Origin of the sequence: Anaeromyxobacter sp. (genome assembly GCA_016718565.1) — a bacterium.
GTDB lineage: Bacteria > Myxococcota > Myxococcia > Myxococcales > Anaeromyxobacteraceae > JADKCZ01.
This window is the reverse complement of the sequence record JADKCZ010000018.1, coordinates 25,001-45,528: the sequence shown is the minus strand read 5'-3', so window position 1 is coordinate 45,528 and position 20,528 is coordinate 25,001. Positions and strand designations below refer to the sequence as shown.

Below are 20,528 nucleotides of genomic sequence, written 5' to 3'. Positions count from 1 at the left end.
CCATGACCGAGCTCGACGTCGCCCGTCACAGCCACCTGGTCGATCCGCAGCTGCACGTCTGGGGCTGGGAGATCCCCGTCTACCTGTTCCTGGGCGGCATGGCCGCCGGGGTGATGATCCTGACCACCCTCTTGCTGGCCCGGCCGGGGGAGCGCTCGCGGGCCTTGCGCTGGCTCCCCTTCGCGGCCCCGGCGCTGGTGACGGTGGGCATGGTGGCCCTCTTCCTGGACCTGGAGCACAAGCTCTTCGTCTGGCGCTTCTACCTGGCCTTCCGCTGGACCTCCCCCATGAGCTGGGGCGCCTGGATCCTGCTGGTGGTCTACCCGGTGTCGCTGCTGGTGGCGCTGGCGGCGCTGGCCGACGACCAGGCCGGGTGGCTGGCGGGCCGGCTGGGGCCGCTCGGCGGGCTGGTGCGCCGGGCGCGCGCCCTGGCCCTGCCTCGGGCGGAGGGGCTGCGGGCCGCCAACCTGGTGGTGGGCATCGGCCTGGGGCTCTACACCGGCGTCCTGCTCTCCACGCTGGGGGCCCGGGCGCTGTGGGCCTCCTCGGTGCTGGGGCCGCTCTTCCTGGTCTCGGGCCTCTCCACCGGCGCGGCCCTGCTCATGCTCTTCCCGGTGAGCCACGACGAGCGCCACGCGCTGGCCCGGTGGGACCTGTGGGCCATCGGCGCCGAGGTGGTGCTGCTGCTCCTCTTCCTGGTGGGCCTGGCCTCCGGGCCGGCGGCCAGCCAGGCGGCGGCGGGCCTGCTCCTGGGCGGGCCCTACACCGCGGCCTTCTGGGCGCTGGTGGTGGTGACGGGCCTGGGCGTGCCGGCGCTGCTGGAGGTCCTGGAGGGCCGAAAGGTGCTGCGCGCCACGCTGGTGGCCCCGGCCCTGGTGCTGGTGGGCGGGCTGGCGCTGCGCTGGATCATGGTGGCGGCCGGGCAGGTGTAGGGGAGGGCAGGCCCCCCCCCGTTCGCACCGAGCGGAGCGCCGCAGGCGCGGAGTCGAGGTGCGCCCCGCGGCGGTGCGCCGGCCCGCTCCCGCCTAGAAGTCCCTGACGTCGTCGGCCTGGTCCATGGGGAAGGCGTCCGGCCCGGGCTTGCCCCTGAGCGCCGCGGCGGGCCTCCGGGTCGGGGCGGCGGCGCGCGCCTGCTGCGAGGTGGCGGTCGGGCGCCGCACCTGGCCGCTCGTGGCGCCCCGGCTCAGCTGGAAGGCGCCGACCATGGCGGCCAGCTCCTCGGCCTGGCCGTTCAGCTCGCTGGCCGCGGAGGAGGACTCCTCGGCGGAGGCGGCGTTCTGCTGGGTCACCTTGTCCATCTCCCCAACGGCCTGGTTGACCTGGTCGATGCCGGACGACTGCTCCTTCGCGGCGGCGGCGATCTCCGAGACGATGTCCGAGACCTTGCCGATGCCGCTGACGATCTCGCCGAGCTTCCCGGCCATGTGCCTGGCCGTCACCTCGCCCTCACCGGCCTGCTTGACCGACTGGCGGATGAGCTCCTCGGTCTTCATGGCCGCCTCCTTGGCGCGCAGCGCCAGGCTGCGGACCTCCTCGGCGACCACCGCGAAGCCGCGGCCGGCCTCGCCGGCCCGGGCCGCCTCGACGGCCGCGTTCAGGGCCAAGAGGTTGGTCTGGAAGGCGATGTCGTTGATGTCCCGGATGATCTGCGAGGTGCTCTCGGCCGAGGCCTTGATCTTCCCCATGGCCCCCTGCATCTGCTCCACCGCCGCCGCGCCGTCGGTGGCGGCGGTGCGGGCCTCGGCGGCCAGCGTGTTGGCCTGCTGGGCGTGGTCGGTGGCCTGCCTGGTGATGGAGAGCACCGACTCGAGGGACGAGCTGGTCTGCTCGAGCGAGGAGGCCTGCTCGGACGCGCCGGAGGCCACCGCCTGCGACGAGGCGGCGATCTGCTGCGACGCGCTCGACACCTGCTCCACCGCCGCGGCCACCTGGGAGATGGCCTCCTCCAGGGCCTGCCCCGTGGCGTTGAGGGAGTCCTTGATCCTGGCGTGCTCGCCCTGGTAGCTGCCGGTCACCCGGGCGCGCAGGTCGCGGGTGGAGAGCTTCTCCAGGACCCCGGCCGCCTCGGTGATGGGCGCCAGCACCGCGTCCAGCGTCTGGTTGACGCCGTCCACGATCTTCTTGAAGTCCCCCTGGTGCTTCGAGGCGTCCGCCCGGGTGGCGAGCCGCCCGGCCACCGCCGCGTCCACCAGGGTGCCGGCGTCGGCCACCAGCCGGTTCACCGCGTCGATGCAGGTGTTCAGGTTGTCCTTGATGGTGTTGAAGTCGCCGGCGTAGCGCTCGGTGATCTTCTGCGGGATGGCCCCGCGGGAGATCTCGTCCACGTACCTGGCCGCCACGTTGAGCGGCCCGATGACCGCGTCCAGCGTCTGGTTGACCCCCTCCACCACCTTCTTGAAGTCGCCCTCGTGCTTGCTGGCGTCGGCGCGGGTGGCCAGGCGGCCCTCCACGCCGGCCTGGGCCAGCATCCCGGCGTCGGCCACCAGCCGGTTCACCGCGTCCACGCACCGGTTCAGGTTCTCCTTGATGGTGTTGAAGTCGCCGGCGTAGGCCGCCGTGATCTTCTCCGGGATCTGCCCCTTGGAGATCTGGTCCACGTACCGGGCCGCCACGTTGAGCGGGCCGATGACCGCGTCCAGCGTGTCGTTGACGCCGGCCACCACCTTGCGGAAGTCGCCCTGGTGCTTCGAGGCGTCGGCCCGGGTGGCCAGCCGCCCCTCCACCCCGGCCCTGGCCAGCATGGACGCGTCCGCCACCAGCGCGTTCACCGCGTCGATGCAGCCGTTCAGCGAGCCCTTGATGAGGTCGAAGTCGCCCTGGTACCGCTCGGTGATCTTGGGCGGGATGTCCCCCTGGCCGATCCGCGACACGCACTCCACCACCATGCGGGTCGGCCTCTCCACCGCCGCCATGGTCTCGTTGATGCCCGCGATGATGGGCCGGAACTCCCCCTCCACCGCCGCCTCGTCCCCGCGCACCCCGAGCTGCCCCGCCTGCACCGCCTGGCGCAGCTTGCCCGCCTCCCCCACCAGCGCCGCCACCGTGCCGCCGATCCTCCTGCCCAGGAGGGCGCCCAGGGCGATGAGCAGCGCCGCCCCGACCAGGATGGCGATCAGCAGGGCCGTCACGGTGCGGCCGGCGTCGCGCTGCGACGCGGCCTGGGTGAGCTCGAGCTCGCGCTCCACGGCGGCGGCCACCGCCAGCACCGGCGCCTCGGCCGGCTTGAAGGCCCGCCGCAGCTCCCCGTACTGGGAGAAGATGTCCTCGTCGAGGGCCAGCACCGCCGGGTCGTCCTTGGACGTGCCGGACCGGAGCCGCCGGGTGCGGTCCTCGATGGTGGCCTGCAGCCGGGCGGCGCGCCCGCGCCAGTCGCCGAACGGGCCCTTCACCCCCGCCCACGCCTGGCCGACCTCCGTCGAGCGCTCCAGGGCCTCGAAGGCCTTCCAGGCGCCGTCGATCCGCCCGAAGGCGTCCCGCACGTCGGCGTGCCCGGACTCCAGCATGTCCGCGGTGGCGCGCCGCTGCACCACCGTGTTCAGCCCGCGGGCCACCGCGGTCTGCCCCTCCTTGATGGTCGCGATGGCGCGGTAGGCCGGGAACTCGACGTCGCTCAGCTCCTCGATGTGGGCGGCCAGGGTGGTCGAGCCGAGGTAGGCGACGACCCCCACCAGCAACATCACCAGCACCGCGGCGCCGAAACCGGCAAGGATCTTCGAGCCCATCCTCATCGTCGAGAGCATGTGTGACCTCCGGCCCGTGGAGGGAGCATCCGGTGTGCCGTCAGCGCTGCGGTGAACGGCCGCAAGGCGCGCCGGCCAGGAGCCACCGCCCCGGGCGACGAGGCGCGGTGAGGCGCAGGGGTGACGCCGCGAGGTGCGTGGTGGGGCGCCGGACCCGAGCCGAGGCGCAAGGGCTGCGCCGTGGAGGGAGCCCGCGGCCCCTGGCGAGCCCGGCGCAGCTGGTGCGGGCGGGTGCGCTTCACGGGAGGTGACGACCCCGGGGGCGCCGCCGACCTGCGCCGCGGCGCGCGCCCGGGCCCTGGCGGCGGTCCGCCTGAGGCGCCCAGGGGCCGGTGGGCGGCCGAGGGGGGGGGAGCGGCGTGTTATAAGCCCTCCGGCGTGGCCGAGGAGATCCTCATCGTGGCGGGCGAGGCGAGCGCCGACCTGCACGCGGCGCGCGTCCTCCAGGAGCTGAAGCGGCTCCGCCCCGGCCTGACGGCCTTCGGCGTGGGCGGCCCCAGGCTGCGCGCCGCCGGCCTCGAGGTGCTCTTCCCGGCCGAGGACATCTCGGTGATGGGCCTGGTGGAGGTGCTGCCGCGCATCCCCCGCATCCTGGCCATCCTGCGCGGCCTCAAGGCCGCGGCCGCGACGCGCCGCCCCAAGGTGGCGCTGCTGGTGGACCTGCCGGACTTCAACCTGCGGCTGGCGTCCAGCCTCAAGGCGCAGGGGGTGCGGGTCGTCTACTACATCTCGCCCACCATCTGGGCCTGGCGTCGGGGTCGGGCCCGCCACATCGCCCAGGTGGTCGAGCGCATGCTCTGCATCCTGCCGTTCGAGCCGGCCGCCTACCAGGGCTCGGGGGTGCGGGCCTCCTTCGTCGGCCACCCGTTCGCCGAGCGGCCGCAGCCGGCCGGGCCGGCGCACTACCGCCGGGCGCTCGGCCTGGCCGAGGGGCGCACCACGGTGGCGCTCATCCCGGGCAGCCGGCGCAGCGAGCTCCGGCGCCTCTTCCCGCCCATGCTGGAGGCGGCCGAGCGGATCCGAGCCGTCCACCCGGACGTCCAGTTCGCCGTGCCGGTGGCCCCCACGCTGGCCCGCGAGGAGCTGGCGCCCTTCCTGGCGGCCCACGCCACCCTGGACGTCACCCTGGTGGAGGGGCGCGCCGACGAGGTGGTGGGGGCCAGCGACGCCGCCCTGGTGAAGAGCGGCACCGCCACGCTGGAGGCCGGGCTGATGCTGCGCCCGCTGGTGGTGGTCTACAAGTTCTCCTGGCTGAGCTACCTGGTGGCGCGCCTGCTGGTCCGGCTCACCTTCTTCTCGCTGGTCAACCTGCTGGTGGGGCGGCGCGTGGTGCCGGAGCTGCTGCAGGGCGGGGCCAGCCCGGAGGCGATGGCGGCGGAGATCCTGGCGGTGCTGCCCGAGGGGCCGGCCCGGCGGGCGCAGCTCGAGGGGCTGGCCGAGGTGCGGGCCTCGCTCGGCGAGCCGGGCGCGCCGGAGCGGGTGGCCCAGGTGGTGGCGGAGGAGCTGGCGAGATGAGCGGAGCGAGGAAGGCGCTGGTCTGCCTGCCCACCTACGACGAGCGGGAGAACCTCGGGCCCATGGTCGAGGCCGTGCTGGCCGTGGCCCCGCAGGTCGACATCCTGGTGATCGACGACAACTCGCCCGACGGCACCGGCCGGCTGGCCGACGAGCTGGCGGCCCGGCAGCCCCGGGTCAAGGTGCTGCACCGGGCCGGCAAGGAGGGGCTCGGCAAGGCCTACCTGGCCGGCTTCGCCTGGGCCCTGGCGCGGGACTACGGCCTGGTGCTGGAGATGGACTGCGACTTCTCGCACGACCCGCGCCACCTGCCGGAGCTGCTGGCGGCGGCCGAGACCGCCGACCTGGTGCTGGGGTCGCGCTACGTGCGGGGCGGCGGCACGGTCAACTGGGGGCTGGGGCGCAAGCTCATCAGCCTGGGCGGCAGCCTCTACGCCCGCACCATCCTCGGCCTGTCGATCCGCGACCTGACCGGCGGGTTCAAGTGCTTCCGGCGCGAGGTGCTGGAGGGCATCGACCTCGGCAGCGTCCAGTGCACCGGCTACGCCTTCCAGATCGAGCTCACCTACCGGGCGGTCCGGCGCGGCTTCCAGGTGCGCGAGGTGCCCATCACCTTCGTGGACCGGCGGGTGGGCCACTCCAAGATGTCCCGCCGCATCGTGCTCGAGGCCATCCGCAAGGTCTGGTCGATCCGGCTGTCCGGCTGGTAGGTCCCCGGCCGCGCGGCGCGGCAGGGGGTGCGCGCCCCCGGCCGGCCGGTGTACAAGCCTGCCGTGTTCTCCGACGCCCTGGCCCTCTCGCTCGTCTCCCTGTCGGCGGTCTTCTTCGTGGTGGACCCGCTCTCGGCCGTGCCGTTCTTCCTGGCCATGACCCGGGACCACACGGCCGAGCGCCGGCGCCAGACGGCGCTGCGCGCCTCGGTGACCGCCGCCCTGGTGCTCTCGGCCTTCGCCCTGGCCGGCGCCTGGATCTTCAAGCTGCTGGGCATCGGCCTGCCGGCCTTCAAGGTGGCGGGCGGCATGGTGCTGCTGCTGCTGGCGCTCGACATGATCCGGACCCAGCCCTCCAAGACCCGCATCACCGAGGGGGAGGTGGCGGCCGGCGCCGGCAAGGAGGACATCGCCATCGTGCCGCTGGCCATGCCGCTGCTGGCCGGCCCGGGCTCCATCGCCACCTGCATCGTCCTCATGGCCCGGGCCCGCGCTGGCCCGTGGTGGCACGCGCTGCCGGTGCTCGGCGCCATCGGGATCACCTGCGCCGCCGCCTTCGTCATCCTGGCCAGCGCCACCCGCACCGAGCGGGTGCTCGGCCCCACCGGCCTGGCCATCCTGGAGCGGGCCGCCGGCCTGCTGCTGGTGGCCATCGCCGTGCAGTTCATGATGGACGGGCTGGCCGAGGGGCTGCCGGGGCTGGCCGGCCTGGCGGGCCAGCCGAGGTAGCCGGAGCCTCCGTCGACGCAGCGCGTCACGACCGGCGCCCGGCAGTCCTGGCACACTCCTCCCGCACCCACCGACCCCCACCAGGCCCGCGCCCTCGGGCGCGAGGAGAGGCCGACCGTGTCCACGACCGAGCTCTTCCGCCGCTCACGCGACTTCCTGCTGGCCCACCGCACCGACTACGACACCGCGGTGCGGGACTTCCGCTGGCCGGTCATCGACCGCTTCAACTGGGCGCTCGACTGGTTCGACATCATCGCCGACGGCAACGGCCGCACCGCCCTGCACATCGTCGAGGAGTACGGGGCGGAGGTGAAGGTCTCCTACGCCGAGCTGGCCGAGCGCTCCAACCGCGTGGCCACCTACTTCCGGCGCCACGGCGTGGCGCGCGGCGACCGCATCCTCATGATGCTGGGCAACTGCGTGCAGATCTGGGAGGTCATGCTGGCCGCCATGAAGCTGGGGGCGGCGGTGGTGCCGGCCACCACGCTGCTGACCCCCGAGGACCTGGCCGACCGCCTGGAGCGGGGCGCCATCGGCCACGTGGTGACCGACAGCGCCGGCACCGAGAAGTTCCGCGGCCTGGCCGGTGACCAGCGCCGCCACGTGGTGGGCGAGCAGGTGCCGGGCTGGCTCTCCTTCGACCAGGCCTACGAGGAGGCCTCGGTCTTCCTCCCGCACGGCGACACCATGGCCTCCGAGCCGGTGCTGCTCTACTTCACCAGCGGCACCACCGCCAAGCCCAAGCTGGTGATCCACACGCACAAGAGCTACCCGGTGGGCCACCTCTCCACCATGTACTGGCTCGGGCTGCAGGAGGGGGACGTCCACCTCAACATCTCCTCTCCCGGGTGGGCCAAGCACGCCTGGTCCAACTTCTTCGCCCCGTTCAACGCCGGCGCCACCGTCTTCGTCTACAACTACGCCCGCTTCAACGCCAGGCGGCTGCTGGAGATGCTGGCCACCCACCGCATCACCACCCTGTGCGCCCCGCCCACGGTCTGGCGCATGCTCATCCTGGAGGACCTGGCCACCCACCCGGTGCACGTGCGCGAGGCGCTCAGCGCCGGCGAGCCGCTCAACCCGGAGGTCATCGAGAAGGTGCGCAAGGCCTGGGGCGTGGTCATCCGCGACGGCTACGGGCAGACCGAGACCACCGCCCAGATCGGCAACTCGCCCGGGCAGGTGCTCAAGCCCGGCTCGATGGGCCGCGCCTTGCCCGGGTACACCATCGCGCTCCTCGACGAGGAGGGGAACGCCGCGCCGGAGGAGGGGGAGATCTGCATCGACCTGTCCAACCGGCCCACCGGGCTGATGGCCGGGTACGAGGGCGACGACAACCTCAACGAGTTCACCACCCGCCACGGCCACTACCACACCGGCGACGTCGCCACCCGCGACGAGGAGGGGTACGTCACCTACGTGGGGCGGGCCGACGACGTCTTCAAGAGCTCGGACTACCGCATCTCGCCCTTCGAGCTGGAGAGCGCCCTCATCGAGCACGAGGCGGTGGCCGAGGCGGCCGTCGTGCCCAGCCCGGACGAGGTCCGCGGGCTGGTGCCCAAGGCCTACATCATCCTCAAGCCCGGCAAGGTGCCGGGCCGGGAGCTGGCCCTGGAGGTCTTCCGCTTCCTGCGGCGCCGCCTGGCCCCCTACAAGCGGGTCCGGCGCCTGGAGTTCTCCGACCTGCCCAAGACCGTCTCCGGCAAGATCCGCCGGGTGGAGCTGCGCAAGCGGGAGCAGGCGCGCGGCCCGGGTGGGGCGCGCGGGGAGCGCGAGTTCTGGCAGGACGACTTCCCGGAGCTCAAGTAGACTGCCCGTCACGTGACCCGTGCGCCCGCGCGCGGTGTCCTCCGCCACGCGGGCAGGAGCTCCAAGACCCCCATGCCCACTCCCCGCGTGACCCGTACCTTCTCCATGCTGGGCGCCGACGGCGCCGGCAAGACCGCCCTCGTCGAGGCGCTGCTGCGCGTCGGCGATCCCAAGCGCGCCAGCCCGGACGGCTCCTCGGCGCGCCTGGACGCCGAGCCCGAGGAGAAGAAGCGCAACTTCACGTTGAGCCTCCACCCGGAGAGCTTCGAGGAGGGTGGGCGCGGCTTCCACGTCCTCGACTGCCCCGGCTTCGCCGCCTTCCTCACCGAGGTGGAGTGGGCCCTGCAGGTCAGCGACGGCGCCATGCTGGCCATCTCGGCGGCCGACGGCTGCCACAACCGCGCCGAGCGCACCTTCGACGTGCTGGCCGAGTCCGCCACGCCGGCGCTGGGCGTCATCACCCGCCTGGACCACGAGCAGGCCGACTTCGACCGGGCGCTGGCCGACATCGAGACCTCGCTCAAGGTCAAGGCGGTGGCGCTGCAGCTGCCCATCGGCGTCGGCCCGGCGGCCCGCGGCCTGGTGGACCTGCTCACCATGAAGGCCCACCTGGTGGATCCCAAGGCCTGGGGGCGGTACGTCGAGGCCGAGGTCCCGGCCGAGCTGAAGGCGCTGGCCGAGGCCATGCGCACCACCCTCATCGAGGCGGCCGCCGAGTCCGACGACGAGCTGCTGGGCAAGTACCTGGAGGGCGCCCCGCTCACCGAGGAGGAGATCACCCGCGGCCTGGCCGCCGGCGCGCGCGCCCAGCGGTTCCTGCCGGTGGCGGTGGCCGCCGCCAAGGCGGGCCTGGGCGTGCGCCAGCTGCTCGACCTGGCGGTGCGGATCTTCCCCGGCCCGGAGACCCACCCGGTGCTGGGCAAGGACCTGGGCGGGCACCCGGTGGAGCGGCGCGGTGACCCGGCCGCCCCCTTCAGCGGGCAGGTCTTCAAGACCACCATCGACCACTTCACCGGGCGGGTGGACTACGTGCGCATCTTCTCCGGCACGCTGCGCCCCGAGACCACCCTGATGAACCCGCGCACCCGCTCGGAGGAGCGCATCGGCCACTTCTTCCGCACCGACGGGGCCCAGACCGCCGAGGTGGCGGAGGCCGGCCCCGGCGAGTTCGTGGTGCTCATGAAGCTCAAGGACGCCCACACCGGCGACACCCTGTGCGACCGCGACGCGCCCATCGCGCTGCCCGCCTTCAAGCAGCACACCCGGCCGGTCTCCTACGCGGTGCACGCCAAGGTCGGCGACGACAAGGCCGCGGCGGCGCTGCACAAGCTCATCGAGGAGGACCCCTCGCTGGAGCTGGCCCGCTCGGCCGACACCGGCGAGATGTTGCTGCAGGGCATGGGGCAGGCCCACATCGAGGTCACCGTGGAGCGCATCAAGCGCAAGCACGGCATCGAGGTGACCCTGGCGCTGCCCACCCCGGCCTACCTGGAGACCATCACCGTGGTGGCCAAGGCGCAGGGCAAGTTCAAGCGGCAGACCGGCGGCCATGGGCAGTTCGGCGACGCCCACGTGGAGCTGCAGCCGCTGGCGCGCGGCACCGGGTTCGAGTTCGAGGACGGCATCGTGGGCGGCACCGTGCCGCGCCAGTTCATCCCGTCCGTGGAGAAGGGCATCCGCAACGCCCTGGGCTCCGGCCCGCTGGCCGGCTACCCGGTGGTGGACTTCCGGGCCAAGCTCTTCTTCGGCAGCTACCACGACGTGGACAGCTCGGACATGGCCTTCCAGGTGGCCGGCTCGATGGCCTTCAAGAAGGCCATGGCCGAGGCCCGCCCCATCCTGCTCGAGCCCATCATGCAGCTCGAGGTGCGGGTGCCCGAGGAGTACGTCGGCGCGGTCATGGGCGACCTCAACAGCCGCCGGGCCAAGGTGCAGGGCATGGAGCCGGCCGCCCGCGGCATCATCGTCAAGGCCACCTGCCCCCACGCCGAGGCCATGACCTACGACGCCGACCTGCGCTCGCTCACCCAGGGGCTCGGGTACTTCACCATGAGCCCATCGCACTACGATCCGGTGCCGCCGCACATCGCCCCCAAGATCATCGAGCGGCGGCGCGCCGACGGCAAGGTGAAGGGGGTCGAGGAGTAGCGGGCCGGGCCCGCCGGACGGCCACCCCGCCGGGCGCTCCCGGTGTAGGATGCGCCTCCCGTGCGGGCCTACCTGCGTCTCCTCCGGTTCGTCGTCCCCTACCGCGGCCGCTTCCTGGCGGCCATCGGCTGCATGGTCGTGCTGGCCCTGGCCAGCGCCGCCTACGTCAACCTGCTCGGGCCGGTGCTGGAGTTCCTCTTCACCGGCAAGCCGGGCTCGATGGCGGTGCTGGACAAGTTCCTCCCCGAGTCGGTCGGCTTCCAGGGCTGGCTCGACACGGTGGAGCGCGGCCGCATCCTGGCGGTGCTGCCCTACGTGATGGTGGCGGTGGCCCTGGTGAAGGGCTTCGCCTACTTCGGGCAGTTCTACCTGATGGGCATGCTGGGCCAGCGGGTCATCGCCGACCTGCGGCGGGCGCTCTTCGACCACCTGCTGCGCCTCTCGCCGGGGTTCTACGCCAGGCGCCACTCGGGCGACCTGATGTCGCGCTTCTCCTCCGACGTGGCGGCCGTCGAGGTGGCCGTCACCAACTCCATCGCCAGCTACTTCCGCGACGGCCTGGCGGTGGTGGTCATGCTGGCCAACTGCTTCTACCTGGACTGGCGCCTCTCCCTGATGGCCTTCGGCGCGGTGCCCATCACGCTCTTCCCGGTCATCCGGCTGGGCAAGAAGCTCAAGAAGGCCACGGTGCAGGGCCAGTCCAGCGTCGGCCAGATCGCCGAGATGGTGCAGGAGACGGTCAGCGGCATCCGGGTGGTGCAGGCCTTCGGCATGGAGGCCTGGGAGTCGGCGCGCTTCGGCGAGGCCAACCAGCGCTGGCTGCGCATCCAGCGCAAGAGCTTCCTGGTGCGGGCCTTCTCCTCGCCGCTCATGGAGGTGATGGCGGCCGCCGGCCTGGCCTTCGCCATCTGGTGGGTGGGCGGGCTGATCCTCTCGGGGGAGCTGGCGGCCGGGAAGTTCTTCTCCTTCGTCACCGCCATCCTGCTCCTCTACCAGCCGGTCAAGCAGCTGGGCCGCGTCGGGCAGATGGCCATGCAGGGCGCGGCCGCCGGCGAGCGCATCTTCGAGATCCTGGACTCGCCCTCCGAGGTGCCCGACCAGGGCACCCGGGTGCTGGCCCCCTTCCGCGAGGCCATCCGCTGGCAGGACGTCAGCTTCGCCTACGGGGAGGCGCCGGTGCTGCGCGGCCTCTCGCTGGAGGTCCGGCGCGGCGAGGTGGTGGCCCTGGTGGGCGGCTCCGGCGGCGGCAAGACCACCGTGGCCAACCTGCTGCCGCGCTTCTGGGACGTCGGCGCCGGCGCCCTCACGGTGGACGGCGTGGACGTGCGCCAGGTCACCCTGGCCAGCCTGCGCGCCCAGCTGGCGCTGGTGACCCAGGACACGGTGCTCTTCAACGACAGCATCCGCGCCAACATCGCCTACGGGAGGCCCGAGGTGCCGGCCGCCGAGGTGGAGCGCGCCGCCCGCATGGCCCAGGCCCACGAGTTCATCCTGGCGCTGCCGCAGGGCTACGACACCCCGGTGGGCGAGAAGGGCGTGCTGCTCTCCGGCGGCCAGCGGCAGCGCATCGCCATCGCCCGCGCCTTCCTCAAGGACGCCCCCATCCTCATCCTCGACGAGGCCACCAGCGCCCTCGACGCCGAGAGCGAGCGCGAGGTGCAGCGGGCCCTGGAGGAGCTGATGGGGCTGGGCGGCCAGGGCCACCGCACCACCCTGGTCATCGCCCACCGGCTCTCCACCATCCGCAACGCCGACCGGATCGTGGTGCTGGCGCAGGGGCGGGTGGTCGAGGAGGGCCGGCACGAGGCGCTGCTGGCGCAGGGCGGCGAGTACGCCCGCCTGCACGCCATCTACGAGGGCGGGCGCACCACCGGCCCGGCGGCCGCGGCGGGGCCGGCGTGATCACCCGGCGCTTCACCCCACCGCCCCGGTTCGGCTAGGACTCGGCCCGCCCGTGCACCTCCTGTACGCCCTCGCGAGCTACCTGCTCTTCCTCGTCGGCCTGCCGGTGCTGCTGACGCACCGCAAGCTGCGCCACGGCTTCGGCGAGCGGCTCGGCCTGTACGGCGCGGGCCGCGACCTGGGGCGGGGCAGCCCGCGCATCTGGCTGCACGGCGCCAGCGCCGGCGACCTGCTCTCGCTGCAGCCCATGATGAAGGAGCTCAAGGCGCGCCACCCCGGCTGCTGCGTCATCGTCTCCACCATCACCAACAGCGGCCTGGAGATGGCCCGCCAGAAGCTGGGCGAGGCCGACGTGGTGGTCTACGCGCCCTACGACCTGCCGGGCGCCACCGCCCGGGCCATGCGGGCGCTCCGGCCCGACCTGCTGGTGCTGGAGTACACCGAGATCTGGCCCGGGCTGATCCGCGCGGCCCGCCGGGCCGGGGCCCGCATCGCGCTCACCAACGGCCGGTTCAACCCCGCCAAGCTCTCGCGCTACCGCGCCCTGTTCGCCGCCATCGGCAACCCGCTGCGGTCCATCGACTGCTTCCTGATGCGCTCCGACGAGGAGGCGGGGCGGGCCCTGGCGCTGGGCGCCCCGCCGGACCGCGTCTGGGCCACCGGCAACACCAAGTTCGACGCGCTGGTGCTGGACGGGGTGGCCGGTCGGGAGGACGCCCTGCGGGTCGAGATGGGCCTCTCGCCGGTCTCGCCGGTCTTCATGGCGGGCTCCACCCACGAGGGCGAGGAGGAGCTGGTGCTGGCGGTCTATTCCACCCTGGCCAGGCGGCACCCCGGGCTGCAGCTGGTGGTGGCCCCGCGCTACGTGGAGCGGGCCGGGCGCATCATGGCGCTGGCGGTGGAGGCCGGCCTGGACGTGCGGCTGCGCAGCGGGGGCGCGGCGGCCGGGCACGCCGCGGTGACCATCCTGGACACCATCGGCGAGCTGGCGGTGGCCTACCGGCTGGCCACCCTGGTGTTCGTGGGCGGCAGCTTCGTGACCCGCGGCGGGCAGAACCTGCTGGAGCCGGCCGCCCAGGGCAAGCCGGTCCTGTTCGGCCCGCACATGGAGAACTTCAAGGACTCGGTGCAGGTGCTGCAGGGGCGCGGTGGCATCCAGGTGGGCACGCCGGAGCAGCTGCTGCGGGTGGCCGACGACCTGCTGTCCCGCCCGGACCAGCTCGAGGAGCTCGGCACCCTGGCGCGGCGGGCCGTCTCGGCCATCCGCGGGGCCAGCGCCCGCAACGTCGACCACATGCTGGCGGTGCTGCCGCGCGGGAAGGCGCCGACGTGAAGGCCGAGCGCATCCTGGTCATCCGGTACTCCGCGCTGGGCGACGTGGTGCTGGCCACCAGCGTGCTCGGGCCGCTGCGGGCGCGCTTCCCGGGGGCCACCATCGAGTGGGTCACCGCGCCGGCCTACGCGCCGCTCCTGGAGGGGCTGCCGGAGCTGGCCGCCGTGCACCGGCTCGGCAAGGCCGGGGAGGACGGCCCGGCGGCGCTGCGGGCTCGCCTGCGCGGTCGCTTCGACCTGGCCATCGACCTGCAGGAGAAGGTGAAGAGCGCCTGGCTGGCCCTGGCGGCGGCGCCGCGGCGGCTCTTCTACCACCGCCGCAGCGCGGGCCAGGCGCTGCTGGCGCTCCTGGGGCGCGACCGCCCGGTCACCCGGGCCCACGCCACCCGCCTCTACGCCGAGGTGCTGGCGCCGCTCGGCGCCGGCCCCCCCGGCCCGCTGCGCATCAACCTCCCGGCGCGGGCCCGGGCGCAGGCGGCCGAGCTCCTGGCCGGGGCGCCGCGCCCGCTGGTGGCGCTGGCGCCTGGCGCCACCTGGGCCACCAAGCGCTGGGCGCCCGAGCGGTTCGCCCGGGTGGCCGAGGGCCTGCACGCCGACGGCTTCGGGCTGGTGCTGTGCGCCGGCCCGGGCGACGCCGCGGCGGTGGCCGCCTTCCGCGCCGCCTGCCGCGTCCCCCTGGCCGCCGACCTCACGCCGCTGCGGGTGGAGGGGATGGCCGCCGCGCTGGCCGAGGTGCGGCTGCTGGTGGCCTGCGACTCGGGCCCGGTCCACCTGGCCGGCGCGCTGGGGGTCCCGGCGCTGGCGCTCTTCGGCCCGACCTCGGCGGTGCGCTGGGGCCCGCCGCCGCCCGGCCGCGCCCTCTCGCTCGGCCTGGCCTGCCAGCCCTGCTCCAACCACGGCGGCGAGCGCTGCCCGCTCGGCCACCACCGCTGCCTGGCCGACCTGGGCGAGGACGCCGTGCTGGCGGCCGCCCGGGAGCTGCTGCGGTGAGCCTGCTGGAGCAGGCCTGGTGGTCGCCGCGGCGGGGCCCGCTGGCCTGGCTGCTGGCCGCGCCCCTCGGGCTGGCCGCGCTGCTCTTCGGCCTGGTGGTGGCGCTGCGCGGCCTGGCCTACCGGCGCGGCTGGCTCCCGGCGGCGCGGGCGGCGGCGCCGGTGATCTCGGTGGGCAACCTGGCGGTGGGCGGAGCCGGCAAGACCCCGGTGACGCTGGCCATCGCGGCCCGGCTGGTGGCGCGCGGCCGCGCCGTGGCGGTCCTGTCGCGCGGCTACGGCGCCACCCGCACGGACCTGCGGGTGGTGGCCGACGGGCGGGCGGTGCTCCTGGGCGCCGCCGAGGGCGGCGACGAGCCGGTGCTGCTGGCGCGGCGCCTGCCCGGACTGCGGGTGCTGTGCGGCCCGGCGCGCGCCGCCCTGGCCGGCCGGGCCGTGGCGGCGCTGGGGGCCGACGCCCTGCTGCTCGACGACGGGTTCCAGCACCGCGCCCTGGCCCGGGACCTCGACGTGGTGGTGCTGGACGCCGCCAACCCGGTGGGCAACGGCCTGCTCCTGCCGGCCGGGCCCAACCGCGAGCCACGCTCGGCCCTGGGGCGGGCCGGCCTGGTCTGGCTCTCGCGGGTGGACCAGGCCGAGCCGGCGCTGCTGGACCGCTGGCGCGACCTGGCCCGCGCCGCCACCGGCCGGGCGCCGGTGGAGTCGCGCCACCAGCCCATCGACGTGGTGGACGGCGCCCTGGCGCGCTCCCTGGGCCTGGCGGCGCTGCGGGGCCGGCGGGTGCTGCTGCTCTCCGGCCTGGCCCGCCCGGGCGCCTTCCGGCGCACCGTGGAGGGGCTGGGCGCCACCGTGGCGGCCGAGCGGCGCCACCCCGACCACCACCGCTTCACGCCGGCCGAGCTGGCGCTGGCCTTCGCCGCGGCGAAGGCCGCCGGCTGCGACCTGGTGGTGACCACCGAGAAGGACGCGGTGCGGCTCGACCCGGCCCAGGCCGCCGACCCGCGCCTGGTGGTGGTCCGCATCGAGGCGGCCATCACCGCCGGCGCCGAGGCCCTCGACGCGGCCCTCGACGCCGCCCTGCGGGCGGGGGATGCTCGCCGCCGGATCCCGGCACCATGACCTTCGTCCTCAACCTGCTCGGCGCCCTGCCGCGTCCCGTCCTCTCGGCCTTCGGCGCCTTCGTCGGCTGGCTGGCCTGGACCCTCGGCATCCGCCGCCGGGTGGCCCTCGACAACCTGCGGCTGGCCTTCCCGGAGAAGCCCGAGGCGGAGCGGCGGGCCATCGCCCGCGCCAACTACCGCCACCTCGGGCAGATGATCCCCGACTTCCTGCGGGTGCCGACGCTCTCGCCCGAGGCGCTCGACCGGATCTTCGTCTACGACGGCTGGGAGTGCTACCTGGCGGCCGCGGCGCGCGGGAAGGGCGTGATCGCCTGCACCGCCCACTTCGGGAACTTCGACCTGCTGGCCTCGGCCAACACCCGGCGCGGCGTCCCCATCACCCAGATCGCCCGCAAGATGGGGAAGAACGTGGTCAACGACCTCATCCGCGAGGTGCGGCGGCGGTCGGGCGTGGACGAGCTGGTGGTCGAGCCGGGCCAGACGATGCGGGCCATCCTGCGGGCCCTCAAGCAGAACCGGGTCATCGGCTGGACCATCGACCAGAACCAGCCGGTCCACCCGGTCTTCCCCACCTTCTTCGGCGTGCCGGCCGCCACCGCCTCGACCCCGGCCTTCCTGGCCCGCAAGACCGGCTGCGCCATCATCTTCACGCTCTCGGTGCCGCTCGGCGACGGGCGACACCGGGTGTTCATCGAGGGGCCGCTGGTCCCATCCGACACGGGGAACCCGGAGGCCGACGACCTGGCCTTCACGCAGCTCCTCAACGACAAGCTGGAGCACTGGGTGCGGCGCCATCCGGACCGCTGGTACTGGGTGCACCGGCGCTGGAAGACCAGGCCACCGACCCCGACCTCGACCCCGACCTCGACCTCGACCTCGACCCCGACCTCGACCCCGACCTCGACCCCGACCCCGACCCCGACCTCGACCTCGAGCGAGGCTCCTTGAGAGGCCCCTCTCCCTTCCATTGGGGAGGCCGGGGTGAGGGGCGGGTGCGTGCGTCGCGTCGCGGCGCCCTCACGTTGACGCCCCAGGCCCCCCGCGGTACTTGAGATCCGTGCCCGCCGCACCCACGCCGGAGCTCGCCGCCGTCGCCGCCCTGCTGCCCGCCTTCCCGGCCGCCGAGGTGGTGGTGGTCGGCGACTTCGTGGCCGACGAGTACCTCTTCGGCGAGACCGAGCGGATCAGCCGCGAGGCGCCGGTGCTCATCGTCCGCTACGAGGGCTCCGAGCTGAAGGCCGGCGGCGCCGGCAACGCCGCCCAGAACCTCGCCGCCATGGGGGTCACGGTGCGCGCCGTCGGGGTGGTGGGCGACGACCCGCTCGGCACCGCCCTGCTCGACGAGCTCGAGCGCGGCGGCATCGAGGTGACCGGCCTGCTGCAGGTCAAGGGGCGTCCCACCGAGGCCAAGACCCGCATCCTGGCCGGCGGCCGCTCCACCCGCCGCCAGCAGATGCTGCGGCTCGACCGCGCCCCCACCGGCCCGCTGCCGGCCGCGGTGGAGCGCAAGCTGCTGGCCCAGCTGCGCCGGGCCGCGCGGGGCGCCGGCGCGGTGCTGGCCAGCGACTACGGCTCGGGCACCCTCGGGCCAGCCGCCGTGGAGGCGCTGCGGGCGCTCAAGCGGGGCGGGGTGCCGGTCTGCGTGGACTCGCGCTACGCCCTGCGCCAGTTCACCGGGCTCACCATGGTGAAGCCCAACGAGGTGGAGCTGGAGGCCGCCAGCGGCGTGGCGCTGTCGCAGCCGCGCGGCCTGGAGAAGGCCGCCCGGGTGCTGCTGCGGCGCGTGGCCTGCGACGTCCTGCTGGTCACCCGCGGCCGCAACGGGCTGTCGCTCTTCCGCCCCGGCCAGCCGGCGGTGCACCTGCCGGCCCACGGGCGCCAGGACGCGGTGGACGTCACCGGGGCGGGCGACACGGTGGCCGCCGCCTTCGCCGCCGGGCTGGCCGCCGGCGGCGATCCGGTGACCGCGGCCCGGCTCGCCAACGTGGCGGGGGCGCTCCAGGTGCTGAAGCCGGGCACCGCCACCGTCTCCCGCGCCGAGCTGGCGGCCGCGCTGCGCCAGCCCTGAGGAGCCCCGTGTCCGCCCGCGTCACCCTCGACGACCTGCCCCGGCTCCGCGCCGAGGCCACCGCCGCCGGCCGGACCCTGGCGCTGGCCAACGGCATCTTCGACCTGTTCCACGTGGGCCACCTGCGCTACCTGCAGGGAGCCAAGGCCGAGGCCGACCTGCTGCTGGTGGCGGTGAACAGCGACGCCTCCACCAGGGCCTACAAGGGCCCCGGCAGGCCCATCGTGCCGGAGGACGAGCGGGCCGAGATCGTGGCCGGCCTGGCCTGCGTGGACTTCGTGGTGGTCTTCCCCTCCCGCGACGTGGTGCCCATCATCCGGGCCCTGCACCCGGACGTGCACGTCAAGGGCACCGACTACACGCCCGAGACCATCCCGGAGGCGGCCGAGGTGAGGGCCTACGGGGGGCGGGTGGCGGTGGCCGGCGACCCCAAGGACCACTCCACCACCGCGCTGCTCGGCCAGCTCGAGGCGGCGCGCAAGCCAGGGCCCTGAGCCCTTGCCGGCGGGTGCGCCCGCGCCTAGAGTGCCGCCTCCGAGGAGCGTCCCCATGGCCCTGTCGCCCGAGCTGAAGGAGATCCTGGCCTGCCCCAAGTGCAAGGGCGACCTCGAGTTTCGCGAGGCCGAGGCCGAGATCCGCTGCCTGGCCTGCCGCCTGGTCTACCGGATCGACGACGGGATCCCGGTCATGCTGATCGACGAGGCCCGTCCCATTCCCCAGTCCGGGCGCGAGCTTGACGGTCCCCACCCCCGACGGTAGCGTCGGCCCGCTTCCCCGGCGAGGAGCCGCCCCGATGCGTTCGCCCCTGGTGACTCGATGATCCGCAGCATGACCGGCTTCGGCTCTGGCCGAGGCGCCGCCGGCGGCGAGGAGGTGGTGGTCGAGGTCCGCTCGGTCAACCACAAGTTCTGCGAGGTGAAGGTCCGCCTGCCGCGCGAGCTCTCGCCGCTGGAGCTGGACCTGACCCGCGCCGTCAAGGACCGGCTGGCCCGGGGCGGCATCGAGGTGGCGGTGCGGCGGGCCGGGGCCGGCGGCTCGATGGCCCCGCGGGTCGACGCCGCGCTGGCCGAGGCCTACGCCCGCGCCTACGCCGAGGTGGCGGCCCGCCTGGGCCTGCACGGGCAGGTGACCCTCTCCGACATCATCGCGGCCGAGGGCGTCATCCGCCTCGACGACCGCGACGCCGACCTGGACGCGGCCCGCGCCGCCAGCGAACGGGCCATGGCCCAGGCGCTCGACGCCCTGGTGAACATGCGGGTGCGCGAGGGGGAGGCGCTGCGCCGCGACCTGGAGGCCCGCCTGACCACGGTGGAGGCCCTGGTGGTCAAGGTGGAGGCGCTGGCGCCGCAGGCGGTGGAGCACCACCGGGCCCGGCTGGCCGAGCGGGTGGTGGAGCTGACCCGCGGCGTGCCGCTGGACCCGTCGCGCCTGGCCCAGGAGATCGCGCTGCTGGCCGAGCGCACCGACGTGGCCGAGGAGGTGACGCGGCTGCGCAGCCACGTGGCCCAGGCCCGCCAGCTGCTGGGCAGCGGGGAACCGGCCGGCCGCAAGCTCGACTTCCTCGTCCAGGAGATGCACCGCGAGGGCAACACCATCGGCTCCAAGTCCCAGCACGCCGAGATCAGCGGGGTGGTGGTCTCGCTCAAGGCCGAGATCGAGCGGATGCGGGAGCAGGTCCAGAATGTCGAGTGAGCCGGCGGCGCGCCTGCCTGGCCAGCTCCTCGTCCTCTCCGCGCCCTCCGGCGCCGGCAAGACCACCCTGGCCCGCCGCTTCCTGGCGGGCCACGCCGACGCGGTCTTCAGCGTCTCCGCCACCACCCGCGCGCCGCGCGGCGCCGAGCGGGACGGCGTGGACTACCACTTCGTGGCCCCGCCGCGGTTCGAGGCGCTGGTGGCGGCGGGCCAGCTGGCCGAGTGGGCCGAGGTCCACGGCCAGCGCTACGGCACGCTGCGCCGCACCGTGCTGGCCTCGCTGGAGGCCGGCCAGGTGGCCATCTTCGACATCGACGTGCAGGGCGGTGAGCAGCTCAAGGCGGCCTTCCCGCGCCAGGCCACCACGGTCTTCATCCTCCCGCCGGACGTCGCCGAGCTGGAGCGCCGCCTGCGCGGTCGCAGCACCGACGCCGAGGAGGTCATCACGCGGCGCCTGGCGGCGGCCAGGCTGGAGGTGGCCCGCGGCCTCGCCACCTACGAGTACGTGGTGATCAACGACCAGCTGGAGACGGCGCTGGCCAGCCTCGACGCCATCTCCGCCGCCGCCCGGGCGCGCCTGGCCGGGGGGCGCGACGAGGCGGCGGAGCGGGTGGCCGCGACCTGTCGGCGCGACGCGGTCAGCCTGGCCTGCTGGGAACTTTCGCAGGGCGCTTGACTCCAATCCGTCACCCGGCTACAAGGCGCCCGGTCACCGAGGGGCCTCGCAGCAGCAGGAACGGCCCGCTAGATTCTCGTTGACGCAACTCCTCGGG

Annotated in this window: 17 protein-coding genes; 16 read left to right on the top strand and 1 reads right to left on the bottom strand. The window is 74.4% G+C overall.

Features of this window, described 5'->3' with window-relative positions:
* Positions 1-2: 2 nt before the first annotated feature.
* Positions 3-932, top strand: a complete 930-nt coding sequence (nrfD, locus tag IPO09_19305) for a polysulfide reductase NrfD (protein ID MBK9519439.1) — start codon at positions 3-5, stop codon at positions 930-932.
* A gap of 93 nt (positions 933-1,025) precedes the next feature.
* Here the strand turns inward: nrfD and IPO09_19300 are convergent, their stop codons facing one another.
* Complete coding sequence (locus IPO09_19300) at positions 1,026-3,677, bottom strand: chemotaxis protein (protein ID MBK9519438.1); 2,652 nt, start codon at positions 3,675-3,677, stop codon at positions 1,026-1,028.
* A 441-nt stretch (positions 3,678-4,118) separates the two neighbouring features.
* Here IPO09_19300 and lpxB point away from each other — a divergent pair, with 441 nt between their 5' ends.
* The 15 genes from lpxB (at position 4,119) to gmk (ending at position 20,431) form a co-directional block, all read left to right on the top strand.
* The gene (gene lpxB / locus IPO09_19295; protein MBK9519437.1) at positions 4,119-5,255 is read left to right on the top strand and encodes a lipid-A-disaccharide synthase; all 1,137 of its coding nucleotides are present in this window, start codon (positions 4,119-4,121) and stop codon (positions 5,253-5,255) included.
* On the top strand, positions 5,252-5,965 hold the full coding sequence (locus IPO09_19290) for a polyprenol monophosphomannose synthase (GenBank protein ID MBK9519436.1): 714 nt from the start codon (positions 5,252-5,254) through the stop codon (positions 5,963-5,965). Before lpxB ends, IPO09_19290 begins: the two co-directional genes overlap by 4 nt.
* A 63-nt stretch (positions 5,966-6,028) precedes the next feature.
* On the top strand, positions 6,029-6,694 hold the full coding sequence (locus IPO09_19285; protein ID MBK9519435.1) for an NAAT family transporter: 666 nt from the start codon (positions 6,029-6,031) through the stop codon (positions 6,692-6,694).
* 117 nt (positions 6,695-6,811) lie between these two features.
* Positions 6,812-8,503 (top strand): AMP-binding protein, encoded by a 1,692-nt coding sequence (locus IPO09_19280; protein MBK9519434.1) that lies wholly within the window; start codon positions 6,812-6,814, stop codon positions 8,501-8,503.
* A 72-nt stretch (positions 8,504-8,575) separates the two neighbouring features.
* Positions 8,576-10,651: an elongation factor G gene (locus IPO09_19275; protein ID MBK9519433.1), complete on the top strand. Its 2,076-nt coding sequence runs from the start codon at positions 8,576-8,578 to the stop codon at positions 10,649-10,651.
* 60 nt (positions 10,652-10,711) lie between these two features.
* On the top strand, positions 10,712-12,553 hold the full coding sequence (locus IPO09_19270; GenBank protein MBK9519432.1) for an ABC transporter ATP-binding protein: 1,842 nt from the start codon (positions 10,712-10,714) through the stop codon (positions 12,551-12,553).
* 52 nt (positions 12,554-12,605) lie between these two features.
* Entirely contained in the window at positions 12,606-13,886 is a 1,281-nt protein-coding gene (locus IPO09_19265; GenBank protein MBK9519431.1) for a 3-deoxy-D-manno-octulosonic acid transferase, read from the top strand.
* Complete coding sequence (locus IPO09_19260) at positions 13,883-14,875, top strand: glycosyltransferase family 9 protein (GenBank protein ID MBK9519430.1); 993 nt, start codon at positions 13,883-13,885, stop codon at positions 14,873-14,875. Before IPO09_19265 ends, IPO09_19260 begins: the two co-directional genes overlap by 4 nt.
* Positions 14,872-15,993, top strand: coding sequence for a tetraacyldisaccharide 4'-kinase (lpxK, locus tag IPO09_19255; GenBank protein MBK9519429.1), 1,122 nt, complete (start codon positions 14,872-14,874; stop codon positions 15,991-15,993). Before IPO09_19260 ends, lpxK begins: the two co-directional genes overlap by 4 nt.
* Positions 15,990-16,943 (top strand): lysophospholipid acyltransferase family protein, encoded by a 954-nt coding sequence (locus tag IPO09_19250; GenBank protein MBK9519428.1) that lies wholly within the window; start codon positions 15,990-15,992, stop codon positions 16,941-16,943. The genes lpxK and IPO09_19250 overlap by 4 nt, the downstream gene beginning before the upstream one ends.
* 109 nt (positions 16,944-17,052) lie before the next feature.
* Entirely contained in the window at positions 17,053-18,063 is a 1,011-nt protein-coding gene (locus tag IPO09_19245; GenBank protein MBK9519427.1) for a bifunctional hydroxymethylpyrimidine kinase/phosphomethylpyrimidine kinase, read from the top strand.
* 8 nt (positions 18,064-18,071) lie between these two features.
* Positions 18,072-18,557 carry an adenylyltransferase/cytidyltransferase family protein gene (locus IPO09_19240; GenBank protein ID MBK9519426.1) on the top strand — a complete coding sequence of 162 codons (486 nt, stop codon included), beginning with the start codon at positions 18,072-18,074 and terminating at the stop codon, positions 18,555-18,557.
* Positions 18,558-18,612: 55 nt separating this feature from the next.
* On the top strand, positions 18,613-18,822 hold the full coding sequence (locus IPO09_19235) for a Trm112 family protein (GenBank protein MBK9519425.1): 210 nt from the start codon (positions 18,613-18,615) through the stop codon (positions 18,820-18,822).
* A 57-nt stretch (positions 18,823-18,879) separates the two neighbouring features.
* Entirely contained in the window at positions 18,880-19,755 is an 876-nt protein-coding gene (locus tag IPO09_19230; protein MBK9519424.1) for a YicC family protein, read from the top strand.
* Positions 19,745-20,431: a guanylate kinase gene (gmk, locus tag IPO09_19225; protein MBK9519423.1), complete on the top strand. Its 687-nt coding sequence runs from the start codon at positions 19,745-19,747 to the stop codon at positions 20,429-20,431. The genes IPO09_19230 and gmk overlap by 11 nt, the downstream gene beginning before the upstream one ends.
* Positions 20,432-20,528: the final 97 nt, after the last annotated feature.

Bases quoted from the DNA above. Each gene is read 5' to 3' on its own strand.
- nrfD (MBK9519439.1), top strand. From the start codon at position 3: ATGACCGAGCTCGACGTCGCCCGTCACAGCCACCTGGTCGATCCGCAG.
- IPO09_19300 (MBK9519438.1), bottom strand. From the start codon at position 3,677: ATGTTGCTGGTGGGGGTCGTCGCCTACCTCGGCTCGACCACCCTGGCC.
- IPO09_19290 (MBK9519436.1), top strand. From the start codon at position 5,252: ATGAGCGGAGCGAGGAAGGCGCTGGTCTGCCTGCCCACCTACGACGAG.
- IPO09_19275 (MBK9519433.1), top strand. From the start codon at position 8,576: ATGCCCACTCCCCGCGTGACCCGTACCTTCTCCATGCTGGGCGCCGAC.
- IPO09_19250 (MBK9519428.1), top strand. From the start codon at position 15,990: ATGACCTTCGTCCTCAACCTGCTCGGCGCCCTGCCGCGTCCCGTCCTC.
- IPO09_19235 (MBK9519425.1), top strand. From the start codon at position 18,613: ATGGCCCTGTCGCCCGAGCTGAAGGAGATCCTGGCCTGCCCCAAGTGC.
- IPO09_19230 (MBK9519424.1), top strand. From the start codon at position 18,880: ATGATCCGCAGCATGACCGGCTTCGGCTCTGGCCGAGGCGCCGCCGGC.
- gmk (MBK9519423.1), top strand. From the start codon at position 19,745: ATGTCGAGTGAGCCGGCGGCGCGCCTGCCTGGCCAGCTCCTCGTCCTC.